The sequence below is a fragment of the Pedobacter sp. P26 genome, assembly GCF_050632135.1.
Lineage (GTDB): Bacteria > Bacteroidota > Bacteroidia > Sphingobacteriales > Sphingobacteriaceae > Pedobacter.
Genome location: NZ_CP192574.1, coordinates 1,257,424 through 1,282,165 on the forward strand (window position 1 = coordinate 1,257,424; position 24,742 = coordinate 1,282,165).

Annotated in this window: 30 protein-coding genes and 1 pseudogene; 17 read left to right on the forward strand and 14 right to left on the reverse strand. The window is 39.5% G+C overall.

Going from position 1 to position 24,742, the window contains the following annotated elements:
• Positions 1 to 393: 393 nt before the first annotated feature.
• The 4 genes from ACQ86H_RS05980 to ACQ86H_RS05995 all read right to left on the reverse strand — a co-directional run bounded on the left by ACQ86H_RS05980 (position 394) and on the right by ACQ86H_RS05995 (position 2,872).
• Complete coding sequence (locus ACQ86H_RS05980) at positions 394 to 882, reverse strand: hypothetical protein (protein ID WP_205056274.1); 489 nt, start codon at positions 880 to 882, stop codon at positions 394 to 396.
• On the reverse strand, positions 879 to 1,835 hold the full coding sequence (locus ACQ86H_RS05985) for a caspase family protein (protein ID WP_205056275.1): 957 nt from the start codon (positions 1,833 to 1,835) through the stop codon (positions 879 to 881). Before ACQ86H_RS05985 ends, ACQ86H_RS05980 begins: the two co-directional genes overlap by 4 nt.
• 191 nt (positions 1,836 to 2,026) lie before the next feature.
• Positions 2,027 to 2,257, reverse strand: a complete 231-nt coding sequence (locus ACQ86H_RS05990) for a hypothetical protein (RefSeq protein WP_431294139.1) — start codon at positions 2,255 to 2,257, stop codon at positions 2,027 to 2,029.
• Between the two features lie 33 nt (positions 2,258 to 2,290).
• Positions 2,291 to 2,872: a TIR domain-containing protein gene (locus ACQ86H_RS05995; RefSeq protein WP_205056277.1), complete on the reverse strand. Its 582-nt coding sequence runs from the start codon at positions 2,870 to 2,872 to the stop codon at positions 2,291 to 2,293.
• Between the two features lie 336 nt (positions 2,873 to 3,208).
• Here ACQ86H_RS05995 and ACQ86H_RS06000 point away from each other — a divergent pair, with 336 nt between their 5' ends.
• From ACQ86H_RS06000 to ACQ86H_RS06015, 4 genes are all read left to right on the forward strand, one after another.
• Complete coding sequence (locus ACQ86H_RS06000; RefSeq protein WP_205056278.1) at positions 3,209 to 3,652, forward strand: hypothetical protein; 444 nt, start codon at positions 3,209 to 3,211, stop codon at positions 3,650 to 3,652.
• Between the two features lie 3 nt (positions 3,653 to 3,655).
• Complete coding sequence (locus ACQ86H_RS06005; protein ID WP_431294140.1) at positions 3,656 to 4,336, forward strand: hypothetical protein; 681 nt, start codon at positions 3,656 to 3,658, stop codon at positions 4,334 to 4,336.
• The gene (locus tag ACQ86H_RS06010; protein ID WP_431294141.1) at positions 4,293 to 5,123 is read left to right on the forward strand and encodes a sensor histidine kinase; all 831 of its coding nucleotides are present in this window, start codon (positions 4,293 to 4,295) and stop codon (positions 5,121 to 5,123) included. The genes ACQ86H_RS06005 and ACQ86H_RS06010 overlap by 44 nt, the downstream gene beginning before the upstream one ends.
• Before the next feature lie 133 nt (positions 5,124 to 5,256).
• Positions 5,257 to 5,811 carry a response regulator gene (locus ACQ86H_RS06015; RefSeq protein WP_431294142.1) on the forward strand — a complete coding sequence of 185 codons (555 nt, stop codon included), beginning with the start codon at positions 5,257 to 5,259 and terminating at the stop codon, positions 5,809 to 5,811.
• Between the two features lie 8 nt (positions 5,812 to 5,819).
• Here the strand turns inward: ACQ86H_RS06015 and ACQ86H_RS06020 are convergent, their stop codons facing one another.
• The 5 genes from ACQ86H_RS06020 to ACQ86H_RS06040 form a co-directional block, all read right to left on the reverse strand.
• Positions 5,820 to 6,482 carry a hypothetical protein gene (locus ACQ86H_RS06020; RefSeq protein WP_431294143.1) on the reverse strand — a complete coding sequence of 221 codons (663 nt, stop codon included), beginning with the start codon at positions 6,480 to 6,482 and terminating at the stop codon, positions 5,820 to 5,822.
• Between the two features lie 151 nt (positions 6,483 to 6,633).
• Complete coding sequence (locus ACQ86H_RS06025) at positions 6,634 to 7,131, reverse strand: hypothetical protein (RefSeq protein ID WP_431294144.1); 498 nt, start codon at positions 7,129 to 7,131, stop codon at positions 6,634 to 6,636.
• On the reverse strand, positions 7,125 to 7,502 hold the full coding sequence (locus ACQ86H_RS06030; protein WP_431294145.1) for a hypothetical protein: 378 nt from the start codon (positions 7,500 to 7,502) through the stop codon (positions 7,125 to 7,127). The genes ACQ86H_RS06025 and ACQ86H_RS06030 overlap by 7 nt, the downstream gene beginning before the upstream one ends.
• Positions 7,503 to 7,507: 5 nt before the next feature.
• Positions 7,508 to 9,178: a hypothetical protein gene (locus ACQ86H_RS06035; protein ID WP_431294146.1), complete on the reverse strand. Its 1,671-nt coding sequence runs from the start codon at positions 9,176 to 9,178 to the stop codon at positions 7,508 to 7,510.
• Between the two features lie 8 nt (positions 9,179 to 9,186).
• A complete protein-coding gene (locus ACQ86H_RS06040; protein ID WP_431294147.1) occupies positions 9,187 to 9,483 on the reverse strand; it encodes a hypothetical protein in 297 nt (98 codons plus the stop codon).
• A gap of 295 nt (positions 9,484 to 9,778) precedes the next feature.
• Here ACQ86H_RS06040 and ACQ86H_RS06045 point away from each other — a divergent pair, with 295 nt between their 5' ends.
• The 8 genes from ACQ86H_RS06045 (at position 9,779) to ACQ86H_RS06080 (ending at position 15,975) form a co-directional block, all read left to right on the forward strand.
• Entirely contained in the window at positions 9,779 to 10,129 is a 351-nt protein-coding gene (locus tag ACQ86H_RS06045) for a hypothetical protein (RefSeq protein WP_431294148.1), read from the forward strand.
• A gap of 228 nt (positions 10,130 to 10,357) precedes the next feature.
• Positions 10,358 to 10,900, forward strand: a complete 543-nt coding sequence (locus ACQ86H_RS06050; RefSeq protein WP_431294149.1) for a BfmA/BtgA family mobilization protein — start codon at positions 10,358 to 10,360, stop codon at positions 10,898 to 10,900.
• A 3-nt stretch (positions 10,901 to 10,903) separates the two neighbouring features.
• Complete coding sequence (locus ACQ86H_RS06055; protein ID WP_431294150.1) at positions 10,904 to 11,827, forward strand: DUF5712 family protein; 924 nt, start codon at positions 10,904 to 10,906, stop codon at positions 11,825 to 11,827.
• Positions 11,828 to 11,836: 9 nt separating this feature from the next.
• Positions 11,837 to 12,493: a YWFCY domain-containing protein gene (locus tag ACQ86H_RS06060; protein WP_431294151.1), complete on the forward strand. Its 657-nt coding sequence runs from the start codon at positions 11,837 to 11,839 to the stop codon at positions 12,491 to 12,493.
• Positions 12,490 to 13,911: a type IV secretory system conjugative DNA transfer family protein gene (locus tag ACQ86H_RS06065; protein WP_431294152.1), complete on the forward strand. Its 1,422-nt coding sequence runs from the start codon at positions 12,490 to 12,492 to the stop codon at positions 13,909 to 13,911. Before ACQ86H_RS06060 ends, ACQ86H_RS06065 begins: the two co-directional genes overlap by 4 nt.
• A gap of 302 nt (positions 13,912 to 14,213) precedes the next feature.
• Positions 14,214 to 14,876: a hypothetical protein gene (locus tag ACQ86H_RS06070; protein WP_431294153.1), complete on the forward strand. Its 663-nt coding sequence runs from the start codon at positions 14,214 to 14,216 to the stop codon at positions 14,874 to 14,876.
• 23 nt (positions 14,877 to 14,899) lie between these two features.
• Complete coding sequence (locus ACQ86H_RS06075) at positions 14,900 to 15,238, forward strand: hypothetical protein (protein WP_431294154.1); 339 nt, start codon at positions 14,900 to 14,902, stop codon at positions 15,236 to 15,238.
• Between the two features lie 20 nt (positions 15,239 to 15,258).
• On the forward strand, positions 15,259 to 15,975 hold the full coding sequence (locus ACQ86H_RS06080; RefSeq protein ID WP_431294155.1) for a hypothetical protein: 717 nt from the start codon (positions 15,259 to 15,261) through the stop codon (positions 15,973 to 15,975).
• Positions 15,976 to 16,154: 179 nt separating this feature from the next.
• On the opposite strand, the gene ACQ86H_RS06085 is transcribed toward ACQ86H_RS06080, so the two are convergent.
• Both ACQ86H_RS06085 and ACQ86H_RS06090 read right to left on the reverse strand, forming a co-directional pair.
• Positions 16,155 to 17,078: a DUF4238 domain-containing protein gene (locus tag ACQ86H_RS06085; RefSeq protein WP_431294156.1), complete on the reverse strand. Its 924-nt coding sequence runs from the start codon at positions 17,076 to 17,078 to the stop codon at positions 16,155 to 16,157.
• 160 nt (positions 17,079 to 17,238) lie between these two features.
• Positions 17,239 to 17,403 (reverse strand): hypothetical protein, encoded by a 165-nt coding sequence (locus ACQ86H_RS06090; RefSeq protein WP_431294157.1) that lies wholly within the window; start codon positions 17,401 to 17,403, stop codon positions 17,239 to 17,241.
• A gap of 141 nt (positions 17,404 to 17,544) precedes the next feature.
• On the opposite strand from ACQ86H_RS06090, the gene ACQ86H_RS06095 reads away from it, so the two are divergent.
• From ACQ86H_RS06095 to ACQ86H_RS06105, 3 genes and pseudogenes are all read left to right on the forward strand, one after another.
• Positions 17,545 to 17,949: a hypothetical protein gene (locus tag ACQ86H_RS06095; protein WP_431294158.1), complete on the forward strand. Its 405-nt coding sequence runs from the start codon at positions 17,545 to 17,547 to the stop codon at positions 17,947 to 17,949.
• Positions 17,950 to 18,048: 99 nt separating this feature from the next.
• Positions 18,049 to 18,722: pseudogene (gene istB / locus ACQ86H_RS06100) on the forward strand (IS21-like element helper ATPase IstB).
• Between the two features lie 326 nt (positions 18,723 to 19,048).
• Positions 19,049 to 19,390, forward strand: a complete 342-nt coding sequence (locus ACQ86H_RS06105) for a helix-turn-helix domain-containing protein (RefSeq protein ID WP_431294159.1) — start codon at positions 19,049 to 19,051, stop codon at positions 19,388 to 19,390.
• Between the two features lie 235 nt (positions 19,391 to 19,625).
• Here ACQ86H_RS06105 and ACQ86H_RS06110 read toward each other — a convergent pair whose 3' ends face one another.
• From ACQ86H_RS06110 to ACQ86H_RS06120, 3 genes are all read right to left on the reverse strand, one after another.
• Positions 19,626 to 20,576 (reverse strand): DUF5677 domain-containing protein, encoded by a 951-nt coding sequence (locus tag ACQ86H_RS06110; RefSeq protein ID WP_431294160.1) that lies wholly within the window; start codon positions 20,574 to 20,576, stop codon positions 19,626 to 19,628.
• 1,153 nt (positions 20,577 to 21,729) lie between these two features.
• Positions 21,730 to 21,864: a hypothetical protein gene (locus ACQ86H_RS06115; protein ID WP_431294161.1), complete on the reverse strand. Its 135-nt coding sequence runs from the start codon at positions 21,862 to 21,864 to the stop codon at positions 21,730 to 21,732.
• Complete coding sequence (locus ACQ86H_RS06120) at positions 21,854 to 22,105, reverse strand: chorismate mutase (protein WP_431294162.1); 252 nt, start codon at positions 22,103 to 22,105, stop codon at positions 21,854 to 21,856. The genes ACQ86H_RS06115 and ACQ86H_RS06120 overlap by 11 nt, the downstream gene beginning before the upstream one ends.
• A 546-nt stretch (positions 22,106 to 22,651) precedes the next feature.
• On the opposite strand from ACQ86H_RS06120, the gene ACQ86H_RS06125 reads away from it, so the two are divergent.
• Positions 22,652 to 23,230, forward strand: a complete 579-nt coding sequence (locus tag ACQ86H_RS06125) for an RNA polymerase sigma factor (protein ID WP_431294163.1) — start codon at positions 22,652 to 22,654, stop codon at positions 23,228 to 23,230.
• 101 nt (positions 23,231 to 23,331) lie between these two features.
• Complete coding sequence (locus ACQ86H_RS06130; RefSeq protein ID WP_431294164.1) at positions 23,332 to 24,513, forward strand: FecR family protein; 1,182 nt, start codon at positions 23,332 to 23,334, stop codon at positions 24,511 to 24,513.
• The last annotated feature ends 229 nt before the right edge of the window (positions 24,514 to 24,742 follow it).

Sequence of the window (24,742 nt, forward strand, 5' to 3'; positions counted from 1 at the left end):
GATTAATATATGAAAAGAGGCGGTGGTCTTGTTTTTTTGCTATTAATTTAACACATGTGGTGAATATTTATATTTGTATATGGAAAATGTTGTTATCAGTTGCCTGCTCCAGGGCATGAACCAAAAAGAAATTTCAGAAAGATTATCGGAACTGGAAATGGTACCCTGCAGCTTGAGTGCCATTGAGAAGATGATAAAAAAACTGAAGGCTCAATACAGGGCAAAAACAATGTTCCATCTCGGGGCAAAGATCGCTAAACGAAAGTAATCACAAAATTATCCCAATATGCTAGTTCTCTCGCACTATCTTTTGATCTTTTTTGGAAACATGCCTATTTAATTCTCAGAACTGGCAGTAAATCAATTGCCAGTTCTAAGAAGACCAATCCTACATTACCCATTATAAACCAGTTTGTTTTTATCAACTGTATTCAGATGGATCACATGTTTTCCCAAAGACAAGGCATACCTGACAATATCACCAGTGCCACCCAGTCCCTTTGCAGGCAATCCGTCCCATACTGCGAATATCAGATCGGAATGATCGGTAATATATTTGCCTGCATACAAAAATGCTTCTTCGCTTGGACTAGAGAAATTAAGGATTTCAATACTGCTGGACAGAGATTTTAACCTGAAGTATTCCGACTGATCCTTGATTTCGAAGGTTTCTTCATAACCTGCAGATGGTATAACCGAAACAAGGTCGATCTTCATTTTGAGCACCACCTGCGCAAATAGCTGATCTGCGCCGATTGCTAAGGAACTTCTGGCTGTTTTAATCTCTTTATTTCGGGTTATTTCCTGCATAAGTTCTTTTCTTACCCAATTGACAAGTTTTTTGCCGCCGATATCCTGATGTCCGGTAATTCCTATGTTCATATCTTATTCTCTTTAACTAATTTCCAATAGTACCTTCCCAGCGGCGTAAGTTCACATGATTTATTATTAATCGCTGCGAAATACATGTGTTCCTCCCCAATGGGTAGGAGCAAACCGTTTCGGTTATATTTTTGAAGTTGTGAAAAAATACCTTCATTATCATGTCCTTTAGGTTCCGCTTCAGGTTCATAGCTTGGATCAAGAGGAAAGATGTAATCCGCTTTTGGAAATAATGTTGGTAGTTTTCTTAGCGCCTCCATGTCGATTTTAGGTTTGCTTTTTCGCAGGGGAAGCATCCTTTCTATATTTGCCTTAAACAGTGGGCGCTGATCCCAAGGGCCAAGGAGTTTGTCTGCAAATTCATATATTCCCGCTACAGTGACAAACCCTAAGGTATCCGCGGCACCTTCTTCAAGGGCTTCAACGACAATATCGGTGAGGATTCCGCCTGTGGGACTTTCGAATGAAACCTGAGATTCATGGCTGGAGGTCAGAATTGATACCCCTTTTCTTAAGACCGAAAGATTGTCCAGAAATTTAAGGTTTCCGGCCGCTCCGCTAAAGCAGCAGTCAAGAATAATAACGATCTGTTTGGCCTTGGATTCATTAGCTTTTTCCATTAAAAACTCGAGTTCAACCCCCATATCACTTTGGTCTGCGTGTTGGGTAACCAGTGAAGCTTTGATTTTTTTGTTTCCTTCAAAGCCATGACCTGAAAAATAAAAGAGAGCAACTTCACAATCGGTATCAAAAAGTTCTACAATTATATCTTTTAAAGCTGCCTTTGTAATTTTAGTTTCTGTGGAAATGTATTTTTTGCAAGAAAAGTTAGGGGACTCATCGTGATTTTTGGATAGGATATTGAACATCCTGTTGGCATCGGGAACACAAGCTTCCAATGGCTTGTTGGGATAATCATTTATCCCAACCATAACTGCTTTTCTACTGGTCATAACTTATACCTTTATTTTGTTTTTGCCTTCGTTCATACATTGTTTCATTGCGCTAAGAATACTTTCCCAGTTCCATTTTATAATCCGGTTTAGCGGCAAACCCTGGGGAAGGCGACATGAGGAATCAGCACCTCCGACAAAAATCCCGAATGTGGGAATGTTATTGGCTTTTGCAAATGCAATCTCCTTGATTACGCCGATCGCGGTACTGGTTTTTTTCCGATCAATACGATGACCATGTTGCATTTATTGATTTTTGCATTGATCAGGGCTTCCCATTCTCTTTGGGGAAGTGCCTCTTTGCTTGACCAATCCTGCATGTCGAATGGTGTTTTGGTATTGTAGGCCTGGCCTACAAGGAAATCTCTGTCGGTTTTGTTATTATCAAAGTCGAAACTGATAAATACTCTTGGATGTGGCATTGTAGTTAAATTTAAATGTTTATAATGATTGGATTAAAAAAAGCTGGTTGAAGAATAGGAAGGTTTTTTCCCCTTGATCCATTCCTGAAAATCTACATAGGTGTATGCACCCTCTACTGCCCATAGTTTGTCCCTGAAGCGTGAAAGGTCATTTGGCTTTTCAACATATGGGTATAGTTTAAGGTATTCTGTCCTGTGAAATGAACTCCTGGACAGATCATCTGTAGATACAGGTAAAAGTGCGCATTGCTGGGTATTCCCATCTACATAACCAAGCTCCCAAGGAACCCATTTCGAAAGCCCTGCATTGGCCGATAGGGCAAGCAGCAAGCTTTTTGATGATCTCAGCCGTCTACGGATTAGTTCTGCTGCATCTTTTGTAACATCACTGCGGTTCAGTTGAGGATCAATGATCCAGTCGACGTAAACTTTAAAACCCATCTTAGTAAGTTCCAAATATAAACCTTCGACAATCTCTTTATCCAGGTAGCTGTGGCAAAGGAAAATATCGAAAGTGTGGTGCGTAACCTGTGATTCGGTCATCAGTTTTACTCTTTCTGTTGCTGTTTTTGTTCGGGTGAGATTTTTTAAATAATTGCCGGTGTATAGTGCCATATTTTTGTGATTTATGCCAGCAAAACTATTGGTAATGGCTTTGGGTAAAAACCTGATTCGCTCAGGAAAAACCCCTTTTATGCATTAATACATCCTACCGGCTGATCCAGTACAGTTTTAACCGCCCGCTCTTTACTGAAAAGAAATACATACTTGGTGATTTTTTAGGATGCGGGGGAGGGTTTATCCTGAAATAGACCAGGGTTTGTCCTGTAAAAGTGCTGAAAACAGGCTAAAAGCGGTGTCAAGGGCTATCGCTGAGGGACCTACTATTGATCTGGCTTCTTTGCTGAAGTATAATTGCAACTGATTATTTCACAAAATAAATTTAAAATTATGTTACAACAAGATGGTGCTAAGTCACTCCCGTTTTTCTTTGTCGGAAAAACAATCACTAACGAACGCATTTTACGGTTCAAAAAAACAAAACACAATCTGCTTTCTAATGCAATGGGCAGGTCAGAAACCCAGGCAGTATGGTATACTAGAGAACATATTTCCCACCTGTTGGAAGAAATGAACAAAGCGGATGCAGATGGATTAAGGGTTTATTTTGGAACTTATGGGGAAAATGATGCATATAGTGGGCAGTTGTGCCTGCTTATGGTTATGACGCGTGCAGAGGGAAATGCCCACAGGGATATCACTATCGAAGACGCTCCTGATTTTCAGTCCCGCTCGATGGAGGGACTGAAACCTAAGGATTTCAATGTGGGCTCGCCATGTCCGCCCATCTGTGATGAGGAAGGTATGGAATTTCCGAAAGAAGACGTATCTTAAGCCATGCCAAGATTTGCCCATTTCCTTTACCTCCTTCCGCTGACAGTCAGTGCGATAATAAGTATCAAAGCTTTGATAAGGGAATGGGCAATTCCTTTTAAATGGTTTTCTGTTTTTCTCCTGGCCACTATGGTTGTTGAATGGCTTGCTGTTGGTTGGAAGCTGTTTTTCCATCAGGGACCATATTGGGATTTCCCAAAATCCAATTTATGGATCTACAATCTTTACATCATCCCAGAATATCTGTTCTATCTTGTCTTTTTCTGTAAAATGCTGGAAAGTCAAAAGATCAAAAAGGCGATGTGGCCTTTCGGACTACTATATTTTCTCTTTGCAGTGATCAATGTCGGTTTCGTTCAGGGCCTTGCCAAACTCAATACCTATACCATTATTTTTGGGGGACTGATAACGGTTGTGCTATCATCGGCTTACTTTCTTCAGGAGCTGAACAGAAAAAATCCTCAGTTGGTACATAAACAGCCATTGTTCTGGATAGCCACTGGAGTATTGGTGTTTCATTCGGTAAGCCTGCCTAATTTTATATTTATGAACTATCTGAGCCGGACAAACCTGCCTTTAGCTATTGCCCTATTTAATATCTTATTGGTATTGAATATTTTGATGTATTCATTTTATCTAATTGCTTTTTTATGTCACAAGCCTATTCCGAAGAAATTATCTTAACGGTTTTAATATCTACATTGCTCTTGCTCGGATTTGTACTTCTTGCCGGTTATTTTTTCTTTCAGCAGCAAAAAAGAGATTTTTGCATCAGCGGGAAGTCTTGGAACTTCGTGAATCTTTTAATCAGACCATATTGCAGTCTAAATTGGAGATACAGGAAAGAACACTGGACCATATCGCCAAAGAACTACATGCCAACTTTAGCCATTTGGTATCGCTTATCAACATAAACCTTTCAGTTATAATTTCACAGAGCTCAGGGGAGGTACGCGAACAGATTAGCGAGACCAAACTGCTGGCGAAGGAATTGATGCAGGAAGTAAAGACGCTTAGTGTATCACTGAACTCTGATTTCATAATGAAGGCAGGTTTTATCAAGGCCTTTGAAAATGAACTTTCCCGCCTAGAGAAAACAAAGAAATATGAAGTATTTTATCTACAGAACGGTGTTCCTGTACGGATGCCTTCAGGTCAGGAAATCGTACTTTACCGACTTTGCCAGGAAGTTTTGAACAATATTGTAAAACATGCGCAGGCAAAAAAAATATCGGTATTGTTGGACTATCAGCCGGATAGGTTATATTTGAGTATTGAAGATGATGGTATAGGGTTTGATAAACAGCAGGTTTTTGAACACGCTGTGGAACTAGAGAGTACAGGCCTGCTTAACATGGCTGGGAGGGCAAAGCTAATTAATGGAGAATTTGAGCTCAAGACTGAACCCGGCAAAGGAACAATTGCAGAAATCACTATCCCTTTCAATATTTCACAGTTTGCCAGTAAATGACATATAGAAGAAACCCCATCAAAATAGGAATCGTTGATGATCATAACCTTTTCAGAAAAGGCCTCATAAAACTGATCAATCCCGCAGAAAACACAAATTATCTGATTGTCTTGGAAGCAGAAGGGGAAAGGATATGATCAGGAAACTGGATAAAAAGGCACTCCCCGATATTCTTTTGCTCGATATTGATATGCCTGATATGGACGGTTATGAAACGATGGCTTGGCTAAAGGCAAACCATCCAGGTATCGCGGTACTTGTTGTCTCTATGGTTGAGACTGATGAGGCGATAACAAGAATGCTTCGTCTAGGTGTTAAGGGATATCTTTCGAAAGATATTGAGGAGGAAGATATACATAAAGCTTTGCAGGCCATATCAAACAAAGGCTATTATTATACGGATTTTTTGACCGGGAAACTCATAGATGCGCTTCAGAACGATGAGGTCGAGCGGGGAGAGGTTGCTGAGCAATTGATCTGGAACCAGATCAGTGAGAATGAACTCAAGTTTTTGAAACTTGCCTGCTCGGAGATGAAATATGATGAAATTGCAGAGAAAATGTTTTTGAGTCCAAAAACTGTCGATGGGTACCGCGCAGCTTTATTTACAAAGTTCAATATAAAAAATAGACAGGGCTTAGTGCTCTTTGCCATCAAAAATAAGCTCGTAAAAGTCGAAGATATTTAATATTGGGTTTAACTATCCCATGGGAATTTTCCACTGCCATATTTATAGCTGAACGCCGAAACAGCAACCAGAATGGAAATGATTGTGCCGAGTACCGCTGCTATTTGCGCAATAGTTAGGGAATGGAATAACATCTTAGGCGTTAGCTTTTCCAAATCTATTATTTCTTTTCTCTTTTTGGATTCGCTATACTGCTGAATTGCGGATTTCCAGCTTTCTACAACACCACGAAAACTCTGTGCTTTAGAAATGTCGGGATCCAGGCTGGTCCAGTATACCCTCCAATCGTAACCTTGTTCGATTAATCCCTCGGATTTTAGCCCATCTTCCGCAATAACTAAAATTGGCATACCTAAAGAATAGGCCAAAGCGCCTTCTATATGGTTCCAGGTGGTGGGAAGGGAAATGTCGTTAAGTGTTTGGGCCACTCCACGCTGGTATTCATAACCGCTATCAAAATGGCTTCTGGTAAATGCGATGATAACAAGCCCTTCACATTCGGATATGACTTTTTTTATCGCCTTTAAAGGTTGTTCGTGCGACCATTCATTCCCATTCATAATCCTGGAATCCAGTCCGCTCAGCTCAAGGGTGTCCAAGATGGAGGTTACAAAAGCTGTTTGTTCCGGTGTGGTAGCAGTACCTTTGCTGATAAAGACTTTATGTTTCATTAATAAATCTGACAAATCGAAATCTAAAGTATAAATTTAAATTGAGCCAATCATAGCTGATTTTACAAAGGCTTGTTGAGCGAAGTGCTTACGATGTCTGGTTGGAAAAAGGCATATTAACGGTTAAGTTAATATGCCTTTAATGCCCTTGTTACTTTTTAACGGTTATGCGCTCTGCAAATTCACCGGAATCCACAGGTCCCCAGTCATCAAATAGGGCTTTGTCATCATCGGCACTGAGTTCACCTGAGCTAGGTTGTTTTTTTGCAAGCCGGGCATAGATTACCGGATGTGAAACCTTGAAGGTATAGGTTCCCACATTATCCTTGGTTACCGATAAGGACAGTTCTCCATCACTTAAGATCTTCCCGGCAACAGTATTGGTAGGGAAATTAATCTTGCTATCGAATTCAGCAGCCTTTTTTTGATCTACTTCTACAGTGACAGATAAACCATCGATTACGCAGTCTGCTACTATAATGGCCAGACGTCCTTCATCAAATGCCTCTTTCAAAGGGATAGAAGAATCCAAGGTTTTGATATAGTCAAGTATTGGTTTTTTGCGTAACATCCTGATATAGGCTTTGCCGATGGCCAGCGTCACTTTTGCTGTTTTTTCATTTTCAATATTGGAGGTAAGGCCTACCACATCATAAATTTTGGGAAGCAGGATTTTGAGTGCAAAGGTCTTTTTTCTTCATCAGTTAGGTCAACTGAGCCTCCCGCCCCAACTGCTGCGAAGCCTTTCATGCTAAGCCAGTCTGGAGAAGATGTTGCAGGCCTTTCCTGTCCGATGCAGTTCCACATATCACATAGGAAATTCTTTGCTTTGGTCGACTTGTTGTCAAAAGAGGTAATGAGCCCATAATTATCCGTGGGATAGCTAAAGGTTTCATAGCCTTTAAGGTCGTTTCCAATAGCTTTTTTAATGGCCTTTCCCATTAATTTGTTGTAGTTCTGGGCATTGGCAGTCACGCTGCCCAATAGCACCATTAGTGATAGCAAAAGTAATCTAGACATGTTATTTATTTTTTAAGTAAAACTAATTGTTTGAAATTTTCAATGAATAGCTCTTTGTTGTTGATTTCAATCGTGTCTGTGCCTGTAGATATCTTGATCTTAATGGAGGCCATTTTGATAGGATGCCACAATAGTGCATTTTCGCTAAAGAGGTAAAAATCATTTCCGGACCGGGCAATACCGCAACTGGCATCTGTGAGCGCGTCGCCGACCCGAAAACTACGTCCAAGTCTTTTTGAAGTACCATCATCAAAACCGATCAGACCCATATCGTAGGTTATCGGTACAATTTCACCTGAATTTTTTTCGATATATCCAGAGCCCGTCTGTAATAACTTCTTAATATTGACTGCTCCTCCAGATGCAAATTTTCCTACAAATGCAGGTTCTATATCTGTGGCAAGCAGCAGACGGATGCGGGATTCATAGGGGTTCTGCGGAACTCCCTGCTGTTTCCAATAGGCTTTGGCAATGTAAAGCTGTGCACCTATATCCGGTGTGGCGAAACTCGTTCCTGTTTCTTTGGGCTGTATAGTGCTGGTGCTGGTGCCCCATCCGGTTCCCTGCCCTAAAACGGTTACATTGTTTCCGTATTTGGAGTGCCAGCCTTTAAATTGGCCCGGGCCGGTCCGGTTACCGACCATTATCACTGGCGCATTGGGATATTTTTGGACATAATTGTACAATGGTTGCTTGGCTGTCGATCTTCGGGAGGTATCCTGGCTGGCGTTTAATATATTTTCAATTTCTCCCGGATCATTTAGCACCGCAGTAAGAAGGTTTGTTTTCGCCCGTTGGGTATAAATTGGGGAAACGTCTTCTTCCAAGGTAACATAAAATGAGGAGGATATCAGGTCAGGGTTAAGCCTATAATAATGCTTGAAGATAACGTTCAAATAGCCTTGCGGTATACATTTCTCGCAGTCAACGTACTTCGATTCTTTAAGTTGCTCTAATGCTAAGACAAGCCCCATGCCGGGAATGTTTTCGAAGTCAGGATCTGTGTAGCTTGAGCTATTGATCTGGTAGTAGAGTTTAAGCAAAGCCAGGCCTGAGGGTTGGTTTTGAAAATAATTGATCGGTACGGGGACAATCCGTTTTCCTATGGTATCCAGGCCATATTGTGCAAATCTTTCACTGATCACATCCAGTACTTTTTTCCCATGGTTGGTACTGCCAGGAAAATAGTCAAGTACATAGTATCCTTCAAAATAATCAGCGGGTATTTTGCTCACGATGGCTACAATCGAGGAATCTTTGACCTGGTTTGTTTCCAGGGTTCTCAAGGTGTCGGTTTCGGCTCCTATATCATCAATTTCAAGGATTTTATTGTCTTTTACTTCAGTTATCGCATGCCCATAAAGTTTGTCAAAAAGCGGTTTTGAGATTTTACTGATCAGTGCATCCAAATCATTTCCAGAAAGTTTATAGGCAAAATATTTAGCCTCATTAAAAGCTTTCCCATCCCTTGATTTTGGGTCCGTAGGAATTGCGGCAGCGAGTGATGCTGTGGAGGAAAAGTAACTTTTATTATTATAAAGATCAAAGTATTGTGTAAAGGCACCGGTATAGCTTCCAGTATCCTGTATTGGAATCTTGGGGAGCACAAGCTCTTTTCCGGCAATGATCTTATTGTCGTTACCGATACCATTGGTTGCCTTTAGGAATTTGGTCATAAAATCAGTCAGGGTTTTATGGCCATTGGATTTGAGGTTATATTTTTGGTCCAGAATAAGGTTGAGGTTGTCGCCTTTCGCAATGGTCTGTGAGGTGACTGCCTCTTTTTTAATTGATAGTTCTGCCAGCGCTTGATAAATAGTTTTAAGCTGTTCTGGCGGGATTTTTTCGGGTTGAAAAATACAATCGAGGTGTCCACGGGTTTTTCCGCCAGCCTTTTATCAGCGAGATCCTGTGCTGAAAGTGCTGTCCAGGTCACCGTAAGGAACAGTGAGGGTAAGATCCAATTAGTTTTGATTTTCATAATCTATGTTATTGGAAATAAGAGGTTTATTCGGTATATTAAATCTCGATAAAATATATGGTATGTCCAATAATATTTCCTCAATTACACAAAATTAGTTGATATGGCAGCGCGTTGGGGATCATAAAAACGATTTATCTGGTTGAATTATCAAGTCCATTTTTTTTTGATGGGTTATTTTCGGTTGAGATCTGACTTGCAGGTAATATTACGATCTTAGGTTAATCCAATCTATCCAATATTGGTTACCGCTAGTTTTTTCCTTAGCAATTTTGGGCAATCAATTTTGGAAAACATGGAAACAACTGTGCTCGAATTAACCCCTGAACTGGAGATCGAATTAGAACCTAAAAATTATCCTTATACCAGGGAGGATGTGCCGCTGGGGAGCTATCAAGCTAAACTAGACTTTATGCTGTGGTCAAAAAGCGGGCTCACCATTAACTGTTTTTTTACTTTACCTGATTTAGGAAAAAAGATTAGTTTACCAGTCTACCGGAAAGCTGCAAATCAAGGCAAGTATCTGGCTGGAGAGTTCGAAGTGCGTTATCTGCCTTTTGGAACTTTACTGGTATTAACAGTAGAAGCCAATGAATTGGGGAAACCCATTTTAGCCGCTATGCTTATTAAAAAGCCACAATCATAACACGGGTTAATTCAGTTTAAAAGCACGGCTCGGTTTCTTCGCCGGTTGTCCTTTTCCCCTAAAGGAAAAGGAGCAAGCGGAAGTTGGGCTGGGCCTCACTTTATGCCTTTGTAGCAGGCTACAAGCGCATCTAGAGAATTCTCCGGGAATTCTTTGGTAGACTAGAAGTGCAGCCATGGCCAATAAAGGATATCCCTAAAGAATTCCCTTTCAACGAACAACATGGTAATGGAAAATCTGAACGCGATAAAATATACCAAGGTAACGGATGATAAACTGCAAAAGATCAGCCTTGCCCTGGGCCGTTCCAAGCGGACGGTTTTCGCGCAGATGGTGGATTATTTCTATCGGAATAAAAAGGATCCAACCGATCTGAACGATGAACTATTAAAAATCTCCTTAGCAAAGGGACATAAAAGTTATATGGCTTTTATCCGGTCACAGGAAGATCTGCTGTTAGTTCCGATCAAGCAGGGTGTGGATAAAATGATCACCAATCAGAGGGATATCGTTAAATTCTTCAATGAGCAGGTACATGGTGCGAATAAAAACTTAATTAAAAACCAGGAGTTGCTGATCAAAATCGCTCAGGATAATGATAAGGCTATAAAGCTCATTGCACAGAAAACGGAATCCAAGGAAAACCTAAAACTTAAAGTGCTACAGATATTGAACAGCTATATCAAAGCACGAGAAGAACTGGGCACTTTTAAGACCAGAGAAAAGGAAGAGCTGGCTGAACTGACACGTAAACAGATTGAAAATCTATAAACCATGTTCATCAATATTTCGGCAAGCGAAACAGGAAACAATAAAGGTAGCAGCGTGCAGTTGGTGCATTACCTGGATAAGGAAAATAGATTATTCCCTCATCAAGAGACAGAGCATTGGTTCAATGGCAGCGATAACCAGATCGATTCCTATGTGGTAAAAAGATCAATTGATCGGAATATAGCTAAACTCTCTGGGCATGAAGCGAAATTTTTCCTGGTCAATATCTCTCCGAGCCAGAGAGAGATAGCACATTTAAAAATGCTCGATGAAAGAAATGCTAAGAAAGAGTTAAAAGCATTTGCTATTAAGGTTATGGATGAATACGCCCGCAACTTTCATCGCAAAGGTATCAATGTCAACGAAGATTTGTTATGGTTCGGCAAACTGGAAAACCACCGTTATTATTCAGCGAAGGACAAAGAGGTAAAAAATGGGATGGGCAAAAGAGGAGAACCAAAACCTGGGGAGCAGATGCACATCCAGGTTATCGTAAGCCGTAAGGATATTACCAATTCTATCAAATTGAGCCCGATGAACAATTCCAGGGGAAGAAACCCTGAGCATTCCAAAAAGATCGGGCAATTTGACCGGATAGCTTTTAAAGCCTCAGGAGAAAAGGTATTCGATGAAATGTTTGGCTTCGAGAGACCAATAAGCGAAAGTTTTAAATATGCCAATACCCAAAGCAAAGGAACTCTTGCAGAGCGAATGAAGATGGCCGAACAAAAAAATAAGCAGCAGATGGTACAATCGCCGTCAGCTCAGAAACAGAACCCGAACGTTTCGCCACAGCTATTGGCCGAACCTTCGGATACTTTAATGGATCTGCTTTTGGCCCGGCCAGAATTTGATCCCCTTGCTCCAGCCCTGCGGAACAAAAAACGGAAAAAGAGAAAAGGGCAACAACAGGAACTCAAATTTTAAACAGAAAACATGAATACAGGAGAGGATACACAGGGCCTGCGAAAGATTACAGATTTTACCAGGTTGATCAGCCTTTTTATTTTAAGCATCCATTTTTATATCAGCTGTTATTTAGCTTTTAAGATCTGGGGCTTCTCGGCAGGGATTACCGATAGATTAATTTTAAATATTTCAAAGACCGAGTTTTTTGACGGGTTCATGATACCAAAACTTGCGGCATTATTGTGTTTAGCGATTTCCTTGCTGGGAGTGAAAGGCAGAAAAGATGAAAAGATCAAAAGAAAAGAAATTGTTATTTATCTGATAGCAGGGATACTGCTATATTTTGTGGCCTATTTCGTTTTTAGGTTAGGATTTGGGGCTCAGCTTACTGCTGGGATTTATATCCTAATAACCTCTACCGGTTATCTTTTGATGCTTTCCGGAGGTGCAATGCTTTCCAGACTAATCAAAACATCTTTAAATACCGATGTCTTTAACAGCGAGAATGAAACCTTTCCACAGGAGGAGCGCTTATTGGAGAATGAATATTCGGTAAACCTGCCAGCCACGTACAATTTAAAAGGAAAAATCAGGAATTCTTTCATCAATATCATTAATCCTTTCCGGGGGCTGCTGGTTACAGGCACCCCCGGATCCAGGTATCCGGGAAAAGTTATTTTGTGATCCGTCATGTGATCACCCAGCATATCCGCAAGGGTTTTTCAATGTTTTTATATGATTTCAAGTTCGACGATCTTTCGATCATTGCCTATAATGCACTGTTAAAATATCAGGGTAATTATGCGGTAAAACCCACGTTTTGGGTAATTGATTTTGACAGGATTTATCACCGCTGTAATCCGCTGGATCCCCAGAGCATGGAAGATATTACCGATGCCACTGAGGCGAGCAGGACAGTAATGCTGGGTTTAAATAGGGACTGGATCAAAAAGCAGGGCGATTTTTTTGTGGAGAGTGCGATCAACTTTGTAACGGCGGTGATCTGGTTTTTAAGGAAATATAAGAATGGCCGTTATTGTACTTTACCGCATGCGATCGAGCTGATCCAGGCGGAATATGACAGGTTATTTGCGGTTTTGCAGGAAGAACCGGAGATCAGGGTGCTGATCAATCCTTTTATTTCGGCGCTGCAGCGCAAGGCGATGCCGCAACTGGAAGGGCAGATCGCCTCTGCCAAGATTGGCCTGGCAAGGCTGTCTTCACCACAGTTATACTATGTTTTGAGCGGTAATGATTTCTCTTTGGATATCAATAATCCGTTGGAGCCTAAGATTGTCTGTATGGGCAATAATCCGCAGAAGGTGCAGACCTATGGGGCAGTGCTTTCACTTTATGTGAACCGGATGTTAAAACTGGTAAACAAAAAGGGCATGCTGAAAAGCAGTATTGTTTTCGATGAATATTCTTCGATTTTTGTTGGGGGCATGGACAGTCATATCGCGGTGGCCAGGGGATATAAATGTGCTACGACTTTGGGTTTGCAGGATTTTTCGCAGTTAAGAAAGGATTATGGGCAAGAGCAGGCGGATGTAATCACCAATATTGTCGGCAATATTATCAGCGGGCAGGTGAGTGGGGATACGGCAAAAAAGCTGTCAGAGAATTTCGGGAAGATTGTGCAGGATAAGGAGAGCAAAAGTATTAACAGTTCGGATATTTCTATTTCACGGTCTACGCAAATGGATTATGCAGTGCCGGCTTCAAAGATTGCCTCTTTATCATCGGGGGAATTTGTGGGTATTGTGGCAGATAACCCGGAGGAGAAAATTAAACTGAAGATGTTTCATTGTGAGATTCAGAACGACCATCTGGCGATTGGGGAGGAAGAAAAACACTATAAACAGATACCCAGATCCAAGGAAGTGAGGCAGGATGAGATTGCGGCGAATTATGTGCTGATCAAGGTGCAGGTAGAGGGGTTGGTCAGGGAGGAGTGCGAAAAGATATTGGCAAGGGCAAATACCAAACCTCAAAGCCAGGCTGCCGGAGCAGATGCGAGTAGTCGAAATGGTGAAGGTAAAAAAGTCGGTACAGGAGAAGACGCAGCGGATGGTGATCAGGAGCAATTGGTATCACTTTGATGTTAGGTTTTTGATTCGTATTTGTAGCGGGCATAATTTATACCATTTTTTGTGCCTTTTTATTTGTTTTGATGGGCTTGGTACTTAGTATTGGTGCATGATTAATTATAAAAAATCGGGTGGAGGTTTCATTTGTTGAAAAGTTTCATGGCATGTCCATTCTTGGCAAAATATTTTTCATTAGATTGCACTTGAGAGCGTTAAAAAACCGAATTCTACTTTAAGTAGGTTCGGTTTATCTTTTCAGAAGAAATTAACGCTAAAAACTTCCCCGCTTTAATGCTTAAAAACAATAACGTTCAATGGATTTAGACTTCATGACTTTATTCGAAAAACTCTCACCCGAGGACAGAGAGACACTAATCGGCAATTTATTGAAATCTGTAAGAGGGGAACCTACTGAAACGCTGTTAACCAGGAAAACCTTTAAAATATCAAACCAGGGTACTGATGAAGAAATTAGACAAAGAATAGCAGACGTATATGGAGTTCCATTGAATCAAGTTCCGCCAATTAATATTAAAGCTGAGTCCGAAAGAAATAGAAACCATTGGATGAAGGTTTCTGAATTAACCCAGCCTTATGAACTTTATTTAAAGGGGCTGGCACATACCAGCCAGGATAAATTTGAAGAATTGAACGATATTGGACGTTTCATTGTAGACTCTACAGAAGAATTAGAGCTGATTGTACCAGAAACACAACTCGCATATCCTGATTTTACCGTTCGGCAGGATGGGCGAACGATAGGTATTGAACATACACGGTTGATCAATCCAAAGCTTAAAGCAGCATTTAACAGTGCCAAACAGGTGATTACGGATGCGGAAATTGATTTAAAAAACAGAAATCTTGACTTCAAATGCACGGTAAATATCTTTATTAATTTTTCCAGGCCAATCCTGAATGGTGCCACTTTTTATACCAGGAACTTTAACCGCCAGGAAAAAAGAAGATTTCAATAACGATTGCTGACTATATTGAGGGTTTGTTAGCAGGCGAATCCAGAGAAAAGCCGGCATTCCTCGAAAACGTTGTGGTTACATCAAGCTACGATGCGAGAATTGATCTGATTTTGGCTGAAGAATATATCGCCAAGGAGGGTTTTCTTGAATTATTGGTCAAGCGTATTCAGTCCAAAGAAGCCAAATTTGATAAATACATTTCGGCGGCGGATTTTGCGTCATGCTGGTTATTGGTGGTTATTGATGGGGTGAGCAGTTTTTCTGGATTCGATCTGTTGGAGTTGAAGGAAATAGAGACTTCGAAGAAGTTCGAAAAAATTATACTCTTTGAGAGTTTTGCTAGTAAAATTTTCGAATTGTAGTGGATGAAAAAAAATGAACCATGGAAAACAAAAAATTTGAAGCGGTCAGAACTGAAGTTTTTAGATATTGGTTAGAAGAACTGAATCGAACCCGTGCCGAAGGGGAGCTTTCAGATAATTATAGTGAAAGCTACGTGTGTAAATGGCAAAACGAACTGACGGGACAAGGATTGCATTGTAGTTTTCTGTGCAGTATTGCTGACTGGCTGGATAATTTCTCAGACCTTCTTGATGATAATAGATATGATGCACTCAATGAAACGGACTCTGAAGTGCTATTTCGGTTCTATACAAAAATCATGTTGATTGCATCCGAAATTCTAGAGGATTTTGTTTATCTGCATGGGAAGGTAAAAGACATTAAAAAGAAGACTTCTATGGGTAGGGATTTGGAACAAAATGTTTTCGAGGCTGGAGAACTGGAGCAACTTTCGAGCTTTATAAATTCTGTATGCAAACATAAAACAGAGAGGGAAAATTATCATGTACACAATCACCATTTAAAACATAAGTTTGAAGACTTTGGAGGTGTCATTCATGAAAACCAGATCAGCCTTAACGCGCTTGCATGGACGACGGTAAATGATGAAACCACTGTGTTGATGCCTCCTTTGAAATATTTTGCTGAGGTGATTGTGAAGCTTAATCACAACATGGACAAATTGCTCAGAGAGGAACCTGGATATCGAGATAAATTAAACGAAATTTTCACAAAAGATTGGAAAGAAACGGAATGATCAAAAGGAGTAACTAATAATACTATCTTTCAGGTAATGCCAGACCTCAAGGATATCAGAGAATATAGTCAAGCCGAATAAGGAATTTTATTTGCTCTTATTTTTTAGAGCTGTCCCGTGGAAAGTAATCCATATTTGGCAAGTATGCCTGATTTTTTAATTACCAGTCCAAAAATAGTTTATTCTATGCTATTTCGAGCTTTTAATTCGTCATACTGATCTAGTGCTTTTAGAATATCACTATTTTCTCCGTATAAATAACGGTCTGCTTTTTCAACTTGGTGCATGTTATAAACCGATACAAAAAAAGCTGATTGTATTGGATCATGATTTAACCTTAAAATTTGCAAAGGATTTGGGGCAAGTTCTCTGTCAAATGGATAAAGACTGATCATGTGCATTCGGTCGATTGGAAGGTTAAATTTACAGTCCGGGGAATAGAGCGGCCACTCAGTGTGTACCGGCCTGTCGCTGGAGATCAAACCTAAATCCCCTTTGTACCTGGTTACCACAATGTGATAATCCATCTTTAGTTCGGCTAGACGTTTAAGCCTTCGGACACTTTCCAGGTTGGCTGACTGTCTATTTGAATTGTTACTTTCCTTTATAGCTTCTTCCAGCGTTTTACCCTCAAGGTTTAATATTTCGTTATCGTCTTTTGAGTAAATTTTCTTTTCCGTACCCAACTGCTCGTGAGCTAAAAACGCATATTCAATTGTTTTATTGGAAAGTGAGTTTAATGCCTCTGCAAGTTTAGGTGTTCGGAGTTCCTGTGCTATAATATAAACCAATATTTTTATCTTCAATTCGTGGGCGATAACCTCGGTATCAGGATCGGTCAACGCTTGGTAAATATCATGGTATATACTTTCAATATGTTTAGAATAATATCTTTCCAGCCACCGTTTTTCATTTTCAGGCAGATCGTCGAAAGTATAATAATCTCTAATCTTACAGATGTTTTTTACATTTAGCCTGTGGATTTTGCGATCATCATTCTGGTTGAATAACACATCTACGTAAAACCCGTCTTTACGTTTTTCCAAAGCAAAATTTTGCAGGTAACATTTGGGCACGATATGTTGGCTAACCGGTTCGCTCATTATTGGTATTTGTATGGTAATTTAGGAATATTACCTGATTTTATAACTATAGTATTTGAATTGCCTGTCACATTAATTTTCTTTTAATTCTTTATGTCTTTATTTTGAGCCTGCTTTGGATAGGTTACTGAGCACGGATGGTGAACAATGTTCGTCACGATCAGATATAGGTAATCTTAAGCTGCGCCTGAAAATGATTTTCGTTCAGGCCATAATTAAATTCATAGTTTTTTGGGTAGGCATGTTCCAGCCTGGCTTTAATATTTCTCAGTCCCGACTGCTGTCCGTCAATTTTATTGGTAGTCTTGGCGAGGTTGCTTGTCATGAAAAGGATTTCTGATGGCCATGTTTGCCTCGGACCGGATAAACACTATTACAGTGTGCCTGTCCGTTTTTGAACTGCAGGGTCAAAATTCTTTTTTCCGCATCTACCGTTGAAATTTTCCATAAGGCCGAGCGTATTGCGGTGCACAAACGTGATCGGGCACGCCATGCCTATACTACGAATTCCGGTCACCTCAATAACCTGCACCGTTATTCTTCGGAACGTTCACCTGCAGTTTTTCTACAGCGTGCTACAGACATCCATGAAAATGTACGGCTGGTAATCGAAGCCATTTTGCAGAGCGGGAGGCATGAGGATCAGATTACAAGATCTTGTGAAGGGGTTTTAAGCCTTGCGAAAAAGTTTGGACATGAACGTTTGGCAGGTGCATGCAGGAGGGCTATGGATTTCGGTGTACATACCAGATTCAAATCGATACAATCCATACTGGAGAAGAATATGGACAGCCACAGGGAAAATATGTTTGCAAATGAGCGGCCTGCCCCAAGCCATGATAATATCAGAGGCGAAAAATACTATAAATAAGCATATACACAGTTAAACATGAATAATTCTGAAACCTTAGATAAGTTAAGACAATTGAAACTTTTCGGCATGTTCCATGCCTTTAAAACAAACCTAGAAATGGGGAAAACGGATGGCTTTACCGCTGATCAGTTATTGGCAGAGCTTGTGGAAGCCGAGCATGAGGATAGGATGAACCGGAAGATCAACCGCCTGATAGATGCGGCTAAATTCCGTTATAAAGCATCGGTTGAACAGATTAATTTTCACCGCGACAGAAGTATTGACCGGACGCAGATCATGCGGCTCGCCGAATGTGGTTTTGTTGATAAACATGAAAATGTTCTTATAACAGGGCCAACGGGTATCGGTAAGAGTTACCTTGCATCAGCATTGGGTTACCAGGCCTGTGCACTGGAATATAAGGTTCTGTACTGGAGCACTCCTAAATTGTTCACCAGGCTAAAACAGGCAAAAGCAGACAACAGTTATGTAAAAGAGATGATGAAGATCGAGCGTTCGGAAATGCTGATCCTTGATGACTTTGGGCTTCATCCGCTGGATGCACAGTCGAGGGCGATGCTGATGGAAATCGTAGAAGACAGGCATGAAAAAATTCCATAGTAATTACCTCGCAATTACCGGTGAGTGCATGGTTTGAAATGATCGGTGACAAAACAATAGCTGACGCGATCCTGGATAGGATAGTACACAATGCTCATCGCATAGAAGCAATCGGTGAATCGATGCGCAAAAGCAGGCCAAAAAGGATGGAGGAAAACGTTTATGAATAAACGATTTTGGGTGAAAAAACGTCATTTTTTGTGTATGGGCATTTCGGCAAAAATGGCCAGCCGTTCCGCATTTAAACTGTCACCCCATTTCGCTTTAAAGTGACCACCTGTTTCGGGGCAAACTGGCCGTTCTGATCTTTCGATCAGCTTTTTTCGCAACTGGCTTTCGGGAATAATTTTTCAATTTCTGCATAAAATAAAGGCTCCTGGGAGCATATCTACTATTCGGGATGACTACGGTCACTTCGCTGTTTTGAAGGGGGTATGGCGTTTTTTTACGCGTTCCAGTACCTGCGAATGGATTTTGATCGCTAGAAAGGTCTGAATTGAGGATAAATCCGGCAGTAAGATGGATTAAACCGAAAAGTCCTGAGGAAAATGGATTTGGATCCGAAGTGTATATTTGTTCGGAGGGAAAGGAACTTAGATGTGCATCATCCGGTAATCAATTTGGTGGCCAGTTTGGCCCGAAACAGAGGGGTCACTTTCACCGAAATACACAACAACACCTGGCGGACGAAATGGGGATGAGCAGATCTGTACTTTATAAAAAAGTACAACAGCTCACCAATTATGCTGTAGCAGATTTAATCAAAGAAGTGAGATTGAAAAGGGCAGCCCAATTGCTTGCAGAAACATCTTCAACATTAACGAAATCACTTTCATGACTGGTTTTAATAACAAAAAATACTTAAGTCAAGAGTTTGAGAAAAAATATGGCGCTAATCCTTCCTCATTCGCCAAATACAAAATAGCTGATTGATTTGATGAAAAACGGATATGAAGTAAATTCAGGACCGCACAGGTACCTAATCGAATAAGCTAATGTTTAAATTTTGGCGACAGATGGCCATTTACCCACTATTTCGGGACAAGCGAGGTTTGCAATATCGGTCACTGAGCTTACTTGTTAGTTTTTATGGCCGTGAGGTAGTAGTTGCAAAGGGAAAGTGTTTCCCAGACATCCTGCTCTTTTTCATCTCCCAATTGTGTTTTATCATATTCAATAAAAGATATATAAAACTGGGAGGAAACAGCAAGGCACATGTAAATCAATCTAAATTTGAACATTTCATTTAGTTCTCTCCATTTTTTTCTGGATTGGAAATAGACTTGTGATAGGTTAGAACTAAACCCTTCAGAATGTGCGAAAGAGGAAGCGTAAGAATAGTATGAGGTTACAAACTCTGTTGGCAATGGGCTATCTTTGATCAGTTTATTAAAGTTGATAAAATTCAGATAATCTAGGTCTCCGGTTTCGATTTTCAGAATAGCATTGCGTATTCTTAGGGGCAATGTTCCAAAGTTATCGCTGCTTTTGATTTTGTTTATGAGCTTCTTGATGCGTGTTTTGACATTTCCTTCTTCAAACTTACTGGGCCTTTTATTTTGTAATGATTTTCCATATTTCAGGAAATGCAATACAGAAGAAAGATCATACATATTGAAGTAAAGGGTTTGGGTTTCTTTATCCCCCTTACAGCCATTGTAAAGCCTAAAATATACCAAATAACTCTCCAGTAAACTTCGTACAATGATATTAGCTGTACCCTCATCAAAAATCTCCCCACCTTTTAGATCCACCAGGTCACTGAAAATTTTGATTAGATTAATAGTTCGCAAACGGAAGTTACAAACTATTGTGTAACGGGTGTTGGCTCGAAAGGCTGCTTCTCCTTGATGATTTTTAGCAACCCTGAGGCTTTGTATAGCGCATTCCAGAAGTAGCTTGGTGATTTTATTAAAATGTCCAAGCAGTCTTGTTATTTCGGGAAATTTACCTTCAGGATATGGGAATTCCCTGGTCATAAAGCTGTCGTAATCAAAGTTGTTTGAAGAGTCGTTTGCATCCATATTGTTATAATTTTTATAGCAGCTTAACCGGCACTAATTGCTAATGACAAAGAAATAAAGTTACTGCGCAGTGTATTTGCGTAGATAGATAAAATAAAAAATAAGGAAAATATTTTTTGGTGATTGCAACAAGAGATTATTATTTCCATTGGTAAGAAGTTTATCTTCTGAAGCATTTTCAACATCGTTTTATTTAGAGTCTCAGAAAAAACGGGCCCACACCCAATTTTGGACATTTTTGAAAAATCTGCATACTGAATTGCAGAGTGGTTCAAAAACATGCTTTATTGTTGTTTAAATGGGGTTCGATTCTGATCCCTAAAATGCATTTTTTCGTTTTTTTTGGACGTTTTTTTAGGTGTTTATTTGGTTAAAAATATAACTTTCCATTTTTTAGGTTCAAGGGAAGAAATTTAGAAACAGCCTTCTCGCTACCATAAATAGGCTATTTTTGCCTACGTTCCACATTATCAAACAGTGTTAGTAATGGAATTATTTGTTCAAGTGGCGTCCCCAGATGTGCACTAAAAGGGAGAATTGAAAAATTCTCCCTTTTTTTGTCTTTTTTTAATTTAAACATCTCATTTCAATTGGTTAATGGATTAAAAAATCTTGTGTCGTAGGTGTTTGATAAATACCATTTTCATAGTGGAGATTTGAGTCGAACACCATATCTATAAACTCTCTTTTTTCCAAAGTGTCCGATTTATTGTAAATGTACTTAACGTCTGAAAGAAGTTCCGTTCGTCGATCCAGGATATTGTGTGCTTCGTTAGTGTTGCCAAGCCTTAACACAGCGGTTTCCGATACATCAATTTTCTATTTGTAAACTTTAAGCGATTATGCGGTAGTGTCTGAATTGAAGATAAATCCGGCAGTTGGATGGATTAGAAATGAAAATTACCGATGGAAATGAACTTAGGTCCGCATTATCCAGTAATCGAATTGGTGGCCTGTTGGCCCGAAACAGAGGAGACAATTCATTTCCTGCTTTATTTTCAATCAATCTTCGGAATTTCTTTGCCAAGGCCATGTGCGCTATAATTCAGTTGATGACTGGCACAATCTGGATATTAGCCTCTTTTGAGCATTGCTAAGTTTAGTTCCAGGAGCCAAACTATGATATTCAATAAAATCATGAAGCTGAATGAGCTTATTGTGCGGAATGGCCTGATTTTATTTCCTCTTCTTTTCTTAAACTTTCTTTGTGAATGGCATTGAAAACTTCAGTTACAAAATCCGGCGATAAATTATGCTTTTTACCCGCTGCTATATTTTTATCCAGCACCTGCTGAAAACGTGCGGCCTGTAGGGGTGGAATGTGGTTCTTTTGCTTTATAAATCCCTATTTCTTTCACTACAAGTTCGCGCTGCCCTAATAATTCAATGAGTTGCTGATCTAAGGAATCTATTTTCTTTCTATTACTTTCCAATGGATTCATGGTATAAGATGTAGAAGTTGATTGTGCAAACAGGCGTTCGCTGCCAATGATGAGTAAGGTAACGAGTAAAAATTTTTGAAGTTTCATAACCCATTAACGTCAATTGAAACGTAATTGATATAAAAACGTCGTTATTATTTATAGAAAGCAGGTTATCATACATTTTAATATTAAATGATGAATGGCTTTACAATGATTTAACATTAACAATAATTTTCATTTGTTAAGCTACTTATATCAATAGTATATCTATATTCTTATTTTACTGTCCTATAGATAGTATGTTTGCATAACAGTTCTCTATTACCAAATAAACCCTAAACAAAATTGATTGCCGGTTCGCATAAATGCACTAAATGTAAGAAATCTTTAAACTCATAGGATGAAAAGAGGATTTCTTTCCTGTATTCCTCCATAACATTATTTATTTCCAGATTAAAAGATCCACGCTCATCTAATATTAAATATTTCAACGGATAAAGGCGGATACTTAACATTGAGCAAATAGGGGTTATTTATTCTGAATAACATTTAATTAAGAAACAAGATTATATCCCGATCATTATCATATTGTTAATGGTGTGCTTTTACCCATTTCTATTTACAATAAATAAGTTCTATTTTTACTCATCAATGGATCAGGATTATGCTACATATCATGACGACAAGTTACTTTCGCTATTAATAGATCGGGATAACAGGGCTTTTTCAGAAATTTATAGCAGATACTGGCCATTGCTCTACAAACACGCGCTACGGATGCTCAAAGAAGAGGATGAGAGCGAGGATGTAGTTCAGGAGGTATTTACCAAGTTGTGGCAGAAAGCACCTCAATTGCCATCTGATACTTCAATTGGAGCATATCTTTATGTTTCCACAAGAAATGCAATTTTGAATTTTTTTAGTAAAAATCAAGTGCATCATGCTTATTTAACCGATCTTGGTCAATTTTTGGATCAGGCACAGGAAATCACCGATCATCTCATTAGAGAACGCATTTTAAGCAAACTAATTGAAGAGGAAATTGAAAAACTACCTCCTAGGATGCGTGAGGTTTTCGAGCTAAAACGAAAACAAAATCTTTCCTACAGAGAAATTGCGGGTATTATGGATATTTCTGAGCTTACTGTTAAAACGCAGATGAACAAAGCCATCTCTACGCTGCGAACCAAATTTGGTAATCATTTGCCTTCCTTTTTCATCTCATTATAGTGCTCTTTTCAATAAATTAATAAAAAAGTAACTTTTTTTTAATATTGGATACAACATTGCCTTGAGCTGGCTGTCATACTATTATACTACCTATAATAAACATGAACAAACAAACTATAAGTGGATTTATCAAAGACTATCTTGATAATAAACTTACTGCAAAACAAAATGCCCGGCTCGAAACCTGGTATTTGTTAAAAGCTGAAGAAAATGAATCAGTTGATCCGCCGATAGAATATGAAAAGTTGGGAGTCAAAATTTGGACTAAAATTCTTTCCGATGTTTCACAAACAGCACCGGAATTATCTAAAGTTCAAAAGTTAAACCGTTCATATAAAAAAGCAATTTCAATAGGAATTGCTGCAAGCATATTATTGATCGCAGGAATAGGCTACCTGATGCTTAAGAATAACAGTACTACTCATGATCAGTTTGTCATTGCAAAAAAATACGACCTGCCTGCTGGTACTGATAAGGCAATATTAACTCTATCTGATGGTAGAGTAATTGATTTGAATAAGGATGCTGTTGGAAAAATTGCAACCGAAGCTGGAATAGAAATTACAAAATCTTCAGAGGGAACTTTGGTTTATAAGGCATCAAATACAAAAGGTAAAAGTGTAGGGTTTAATACCATTACTACACCTATTGGTGGACAATATACTATTATCCTGCCTGATGGGTCCAAAGTTTGGCTAAATTCAGGGTCGTCTTTAAAATATCCGACAGCTTTTGCGGCAAGTGGAAGACATGTATTTTTAACTGGTGAAGGATATTTTGAAGTTGCGCATATAGCGGGAGCTAAAGGGAGAGTGCCTTTCTCCGTATCAGTGATTAAAAATAATGCCCAGTCTGAAAAGGTACAGGTACTGGGAACGCATTTCAATATCAATGCCTATGCCGATGAGCCTTTTATTAAAACTACTTTACTTAAAGGAAGCGTAAGTGTTGCTTTAAATGATAATAAAACAACATTGCTTAAACCAGGTCAGCTGGCAAAGCTGAGTAATCAAAACATACAGGTACAAGAGGCAGATACGGAAATGGCAGTTGCCTGGAAAAATGGAGCGTTTGTATTTAGAGAAGATTTACGTAGCGCGATGAGAAAGGTAGCCCGATGGTATGATGTAGAAATAGTTTATGAAGAAACTGCACCAGAAAATTTAATGCTGGGAGGTTGGATGTCGAGAGGCACAAATATTTCAGAAGTGCTCAACCATATTCAGTTAACAGGAAAAGTACATTTTAAACTTGAAGGAAGGAGGGTAATCGTTTCTAAATAAATTAAAAACGATTCCAAAAAAACCAGAAGTGCTTGGCGGCACCTCTGGATAATTGGTAGTCGACAATAATTAATCAACTAATAATCGCATAAGGTCCTGATTTCGAAGCCCGGGCCGAATGCAATAACCAAACAAACAAATGTATAAAAATTTTACTTCACTCGGATTGCTTAACCGGCAGTTCCGAAAACTGCTACTCGTTATGCGACTAACTGCTGCGATTCTTCTT